This is a genomic window from Sandarakinorhabdus sp., from assembly GCF_031422795.1.
Classification (GTDB): domain Bacteria; phylum Pseudomonadota; class Alphaproteobacteria; order Sphingomonadales; family Sphingomonadaceae; genus Sandarakinorhabdus.
The window spans coordinates 1-6,014 of record NZ_JANPML010000242.1 but is presented as its reverse complement, the minus strand read 5'-3'; the positions used below and the strand labels follow the sequence as shown (position 1 = coordinate 6,014).

Annotated in this window: 5 protein-coding genes; 1 reads left to right on the top strand and 4 read right to left on the bottom strand. The window is 63.3% G+C overall.

The genetic code is table 11. The features are described 5' to 3' along the window. Positions 1-1,957: glycoside hydrolase family 3 C-terminal domain-containing protein (locus RMO81_RS08940; RefSeq protein ID WP_310475482.1), on the top strand; the 1,957-nt coding region annotated here is incomplete at its 5' end. Between the two features lie 169 nt (positions 1,958-2,126). Here RMO81_RS08940 and RMO81_RS08935 read toward each other — a convergent pair. The 4 genes from RMO81_RS08935 to RMO81_RS08920 are packed head-to-tail and all read right to left on the bottom strand — an operon-like array spanning position 2,127 to position 6,005. After that, a complete protein-coding gene (locus RMO81_RS08935; protein ID WP_310475481.1) occupies positions 2,127-2,552 on the bottom strand; it encodes a DUF3035 domain-containing protein in 426 nt (141 codons plus the stop codon). Then, the gene (lspA, locus tag RMO81_RS08930; protein ID WP_310475480.1) at positions 2,545-3,048 is read right to left on the bottom strand and encodes a signal peptidase II; all 504 of its coding nucleotides are present in this window, start codon (positions 3,046-3,048) and stop codon (positions 2,545-2,547) included. Before lspA ends, RMO81_RS08935 begins: the two co-directional genes overlap by 8 nt. Next, positions 3,041-5,857, bottom strand: coding sequence for an isoleucine--tRNA ligase (gene ileS, locus RMO81_RS08925; RefSeq protein WP_310475479.1), 2,817 nt, complete (start codon positions 5,855-5,857; stop codon positions 3,041-3,043). Before ileS ends, lspA begins: the two co-directional genes overlap by 8 nt. Before the next feature lie 34 nt (positions 5,858-5,891). Then, complete coding sequence (locus RMO81_RS08920; protein ID WP_310475483.1) at positions 5,892-6,005, bottom strand: riboflavin kinase; 114 nt, start codon at positions 6,003-6,005, stop codon at positions 5,892-5,894. Between the last annotated feature and the right edge of the window lie 9 nt (positions 6,006-6,014).

The following is a 6,014-nucleotide window of genomic DNA, read 5'->3' as shown; positions in this document are numbered from 1 at the left end:
CATGATGTCGGGGCAGGGATTCTTCAAGCAATACAAGGCCGATGGCAAGGTTTGGGGCGCATCGCCCTATCGCGCTGGCGGCGGCATCGATCGGCTGGGCGTGCCGGCCTTCTGGTTCAGTGATGGCCCGCGCGGCGTGGCACGCGGCCAATCGACCTGCTTTCCTTGCACCATGGCGCGCGGCGCGACATTCGACACGGATCTCGAACGCCGCATCGGCGAAGCCATGGCCATCGAATTGCGCGCCCAGGGCTGTAACCTCAGCGGCGCCGTCTGCATCAACATGCTGCGCCATCCGGCCTGGGGCCGCGCCCAGGAAACCTATGGCGAGGATCCGCATCACCTCGGTGCCATGGGCGCGGCGCTGTCCACCGGCCTCCAGGCCCACAATGTCTGCGCCACGGTCAAGCATTTCGCGCTCAACTCAATGGAAAACATGCGTTTCACCGTGGATGTGCGCATCGACGAACGCGCCCTGCACGAAGTGTATCTGCCGCACTTCAAGGCCGTGCTCGATGCCGGCTGCCGATCGGTGATGAGCGCCTACAACAAACTGAACGGCGAATATTGCGGTGAGAATCGCGCATTGCTCACCGATATCCTGCGCCACGAATGGGGCTTTACCGGGTTCGTGCATTCGGACTGGATCATGGGCGTCCACACCGTCTGGGGTGCTGCGGCCGGCCTTGACGTCGAAAACCCTGAACCGCGGGTGTGGGGCGACAAATTGCGCGACGCCGTGGAAGCCGGCCAGATCGCAGCGTCGGTGGTCGATACCGCCTGCCGTCGCATCCTGACCATGCTCTACAGCATCAGCAGCGCCGAAGATCCGTTGCCGGCCTACACGGCGGCCATGGTGGCCAGCCCGGCCCATGTCGCACTGGCGCTGGAGGCAGCCGAAAAATCGGCGGTGCTGTTGAAGAACGACGGCGTGCTGCCCCTTGCACCGGCCACGACATTGGCCGTGCTGGGCCGGCTGGCCGGCATTGCGAATACGGGCGACAATGGTTCATCGCGGGTGCGCGCCCGCCATGTCGTGACCGCATTGGAAGGCCTGTCTGCCGTCACCCAGGTCGTTACCGGCGACGAATCCGATCTTGCCGCCGCCACAGCCGCCGCGCAGTCAGCCGATGCGGTGGTTGTGATCGCCGGCTACACCGCGCAGGAAGAGGGCGAGTTCATCCCGGGCGGCATGACGCTCGGCCAGGAAATCGGCGGCGGCCCGCGCGGCGATATCGGCGGCGACCGGGCCGATCTGGGTCTGCCGGCTGACCAATTGGCCTTGATCGCAGCCGCTGCCAGCACCGGCAAGCCGCTGGTGGTGGTGATTGTCGCCGGTTCAGCGGTGCTGGTCGAATCCTGGCACGAACAGGCCGGCGCCATAATGCAAAGCTTCTACAGCGGGCAGGAAGGTGGCACGGCGCTGGCCCGGCTGCTGTTTGGCCAGGTCTCCCCGTCGGGCCGGCTGCCGTTCACCGTGGCCCGCGATCCGGCCGATTATCCGTGGTTCGATCGCAGCGCCGCCGCCATCACCTACGATCTATGGCACGGCTATGCCCTGTTCGACCGCGCGGGCACGCCGCCGCGCTATGGCTTCGGTCATGGCCTGAGCTACACGCGCTTTGGCCTGCGCGCGCTCGCGTTGCATCGATCCGGCGGTGTGCTGTCGATCAGCGTTGCTGTCAGCAACGACGGGGCGATGGCCGCAGAAACGCCGGTGCTGGCCTTTGTGACGCCGCCGCCCAGCCCGGTTGAACGCTGGCCGCGCAAGCTGGCGGCTTTCGCCCGTGTCGCCCTGCAGCCCGGTGAAACCCGCATCGTTTGCCTGCAGGTGCGGTTGGCGGATTTGCGCTGGCGCGGGGCTGGGCGCTGGCACTTCCAGCCCGGGAGCCATGGCATCAGCGTCACCACCGGCGATGCAACGCTGGCCCGCCAGGTTCGGATCGAGAGCGACTAGGGAGTTTTCCCAAGGTGACTCAGCGCGCTGCAATCTGGCAGATTTTCGTTGGGCATGCGGGAATGACCGACAGTGGGCAGGTTCGGTTTTCCTGTATCAGTCCGGGGCAGCGGCACTCCCGTCGGGGTGGGGCGGACACTGCCCGCCCCGGACGCCTATTCCGCCGCGATCAGGTCGGGGCCTTGATATCGGCCACCTTGCTGTCGCGCACGCCAACGGGCGCCGCCAGGACTTCCTGAAGGAACACGCCCTTGTTCACCGTGTTGGTGCGTGGGTCGCCGGATTGGCTGCGCACGGCCGGATCACCGCTGTTGGCACCGGCGCGATCCAGCAATTGCTGTTCGGCGGCGCTCCTCGGCGGCGGCTTCACGCCGGGGCCGAACAGGGCTTCCATCGCGGCGGCCTGGGAATCAACGCCCAAGGCACGTGGCGCACCCGGCGTGGGCGGTGCCAGGGCGAAATCGGGCGGCACCACCAGCGGTGCGCCGCGCGCGATGGCCAGTTCATCCGGGCCACGGCCCGAAAGCCGGTCCTTCTTGCCGCCACAAGCAGTAAGGGCCAGCGCACAAACGCTCAGGATCAAGAGGTTACGCATCGTTTCTATTCCCAGTGTTTGGCTCACCTTGTGGGCCCGGCTTGGCCAGCACAGCGCGTGCCAGCAACAATATCACACCCACTGTAATCGCCGCATCGGCAAGATTGAAGACCCAGAAACTATATTGCTCCCAGAAGAAATGCAGGAAATCGACCACATAGCCAAAACGCACCCGATCCAGGATGTTGCCGATCGCGCCGCCCAGCACCAGGCCCAGGGCAGCCACATCGACGGGGTGCTTTTCCCGCCGCAGCCAGCTGGCCACCGCCAGCGCAATCCCGGCGGTCACGAAGGTGAGCAGCCACCGCCCCAGATCGCTATCGGCCTGCAACATGCCCATCGACACACCGATATTGCCCACGAACGTGAGGCGAAAGAAGGGCAACACATCGATGCCGCCGATTTCCGGCAGCCGGATGATGTTCAGCACCCAATATTTGCTGATCTGATCAAGGATCAACACCAACGCCGCGAGACTGTAGCCGCGCTTAGCCATGAACGACCGCATCACAGCGCCCGCACAATTCGGACTCGCTGTTCACATCGGGCAGGTAGCGCCAGCAGCGGGCGCATTTGGCGTCATCTGTCTTGCCCACAGTCAGCGCGTTGCTGGCGCCTTTCAGCAGATCAACGCGGGCGACCAACAGCAGTTCGGCCAGATCGAGTTCTTGGGCTGCGACGAAATGATCCTCGTCGGTCGTTTCGATGCGCACGGTGGCTTCCAGGAAGCTGCCAATCTCCTTGGCGCGGCGCATTTCTTCCAGTTTCAGATAGACTTCCTCGCGCAACTTGCGCGCCAGGTTGAACTGCTGGGCCAGCGCTTCGTCCTGCCAGGCGGCATCGATATCCGGCCATTCCAGCAGGTGCACGGAACCCGCATCAGGATAGCGCGTGCCCCACACTTCTTCCGCCGTGAACACCATCACCGGGGCCAGCCAGCGGGTGAGGGCGTGGAAGGTGACATCCAGCACCGTGCGCCAGGCACGGCGGGTGGTCGATGCCGGCGCGTCGCAATACAGGCTGTCCTTGCGCACATCCATGGCGAAGGCCGAAAGATCGTTCTGCACGAATTCGGTGATCAGGCTGACATAGCGATTGAAATCATAGGCGATCGCCGCCGCCCTCAGCTCACCCGACAGCACGGCCAGCTTGTGCAGCACCCAGCGTTCCAGCGCCGGCATTTCAGCCACGGGCAGGCGCTCTGCTTCACTCCAACCATCAAGAGCGCCCAGCAAATAGCGGAACGTGTTGCGCAATTTTCGATATTGATCGGCAACACCCTTCAGGATTTCATCGCCGATGCGGTGATCCTCGGTGAAATCGACCGACAGCGCCCACAGCCGCAGGATATCGGCGCCATAGGTTTTCATCACATCCAGCGGATTGATGGTGTTGCCTTCGGACTTCGACATTTTGCGCCCATTGGCATCCATGGTGAAGCCGTGGGTCAGGATGGCCTTGTAGGGCGCCCGGCCGCGCGTCGCGCAGCTTTGCAGCAGGCTGGATTGGAACCAGCCGCGATGCTGGTCGCTGCCTTCCAGATACAGATCTGCCGGCCACGAATATTCCGGCCATTTGCCGGATTCGAGCACATAGGCATGGGTGCAGCCGCTATCGAACCACACGTCCAGAATGTCGATGATCTGCTCATACTGATCGACCTTGTCGCCCAGCAGTTCGGCGGCGAATTCCGGCGTCCAGGCATCGACGCCCTGTTCCTTGAAACGGGCGATGATCTTCGCGTTGATTGCCTTATCAACAAGATACTCGCCGGTCTTGCGATCAACGAACAAGGTGATCGGCACGCCCCAGGCGCGCTGGCGGCTGAGCACCCAATCGGGGCGGCCTTCCACCATCGAACCGATGCGGTTGCGGCCCTTGTCGGGCGTGAACTTTGTATCGGCGATGGCAGCCAGCGCCTTTTCGCGCAGCGTGGGCGAACCAGTGTCCATCGGCACAAACCATTGCGGCGTGCAGCGGAAGATCACCTTCTTCTTCGACCGCCACGAGTGCGGATAGCTGTGCTGGAACGGCCCGGCGCTCAGCAGCCCGCCCGCGGCCTTCAGATCGCCGCAGATCGGCCCATCCGGCGCGTTGAGGTTGGGGTTGATGACGTTCTTGGACTCGCCGCCCAGCCACAGCCAATCGGCGCGGTAACGACCATCACCTTCCACGGCAAACACCGGGTTGATCCCATGCGCCTTGCACAGCGCAAAATCATCCTCGCCGTGATCGGGCGCCATGTGGACAAGGCCGGTACCCTGATCGGTGGTGACGAAATCACCGGGCAGGAAGTGGCGGGGATTGGCGAAGAAACCGCCGAGATGGTGCATCGGGTGCCGGGCAACGGCGCCGGCGAGCTTGGAGCCTTCGATCTGGCCGGACACCACTTCCTTCAGATCAGCGAACCAGTCGTTCTGGTTGTCCGACTTCAGGATGCGAAGCGGAAGATTTGTCCGGCTGCAAAACTCTTCAATAAGATCAGAGGCAACGAGATAGCGGCGGTCATTTTCGCCCAGCACGATATGGTAGTAGATATCAGGCCCATAGGCGATGCCCTGGTTCACCGGGATGGTCCACGGCGTCGTCGTCCAGATGACAGCAAAAGCCCCCACCAGTTCCGGCGCGTTCGGCGCGTCCATGATCTCGAACGCCACGTCGATCTGGGTGCTGGTGATGTCGTGATATTCCACCTCGGCATCAGCCAGCGCGGTCTTTTCCACCGGCGACCACATCACCGGCTTGGCACCCCGATACAGCTGGCCGCTCTCGGCAAACTTCAGCAGTTCGGAAACGATGGTAGCTTCCGACGCGAAGTCCATGGTCAGATAGGGTTTTTTCCAGTCAGCATTGATGCCCAGCCGCTGCAACTGGCCGGCCTGTACATTCACCCAATGCTGCGCATACGCCCGGCATTCGGCGCGGAAATCCTTGGCCGGCACATCGTCCTTGTTCAGCTTCTTGGCGCGGTAGGCTTCTTCCACCTTCCATTCGATCGGCAGGCCATGGCAATCCCAGCCCGGCACATAGGGCACATCCTTGCCGAGCAGCGATTGGGTGCGCACCACGGCGTCTTTCAGCACATGGTTCAGCGCATGGCCGATGTGCATGTCGCCGTTCGCATAGGGCGGGCCATCATGATAAATGAACTTTTCCCGGCCGTTACGGGCAGCGCGCAGCTGGGCATAGAGATCGGCGGCCTGCCATTTGGCCAGAATCTGCGGCTCACGCTCCGGCAGGCCGGCTTTCATCGGAAAGTCGGTTTTCGGCAGGAAAACGGTGGGGCGATAATCGGGCGCGGTCATAGGCAGTGGGCTTTAGGGGATGGGGGCGCGGCTGTCACGCACCCTTCAGCATGCGCCGCGCCGCATCCGCATCCGCCGCGATCTGGGCCTTCAATGCATCCAGCCCGTTCAGCTTCATTTCGGGCCGCAGATAGGCCACCAGCTGCACATCCAGCGT

Excerpts from the sequence above, each read along its gene's own strand:
- RMO81_RS08935 (WP_310475481.1), bottom strand. The coding sequence starts at position 2,552 with ATGCGTAACCTCTTGATCCTGAGCGTTTGTGCGCTGGCCCTTACTGCT.
- lspA (WP_310475480.1), bottom strand. The coding sequence starts at position 3,048 with ATGGCTAAGCGCGGCTACAGTCTCGCGGCGTTGGTGTTGATCCTTGAT.
- ileS (WP_310475479.1), bottom strand. The coding sequence starts at position 5,857 with ATGACCGCGCCCGATTATCGCCCCACCGTTTTCCTGCCGAAAACCGAC.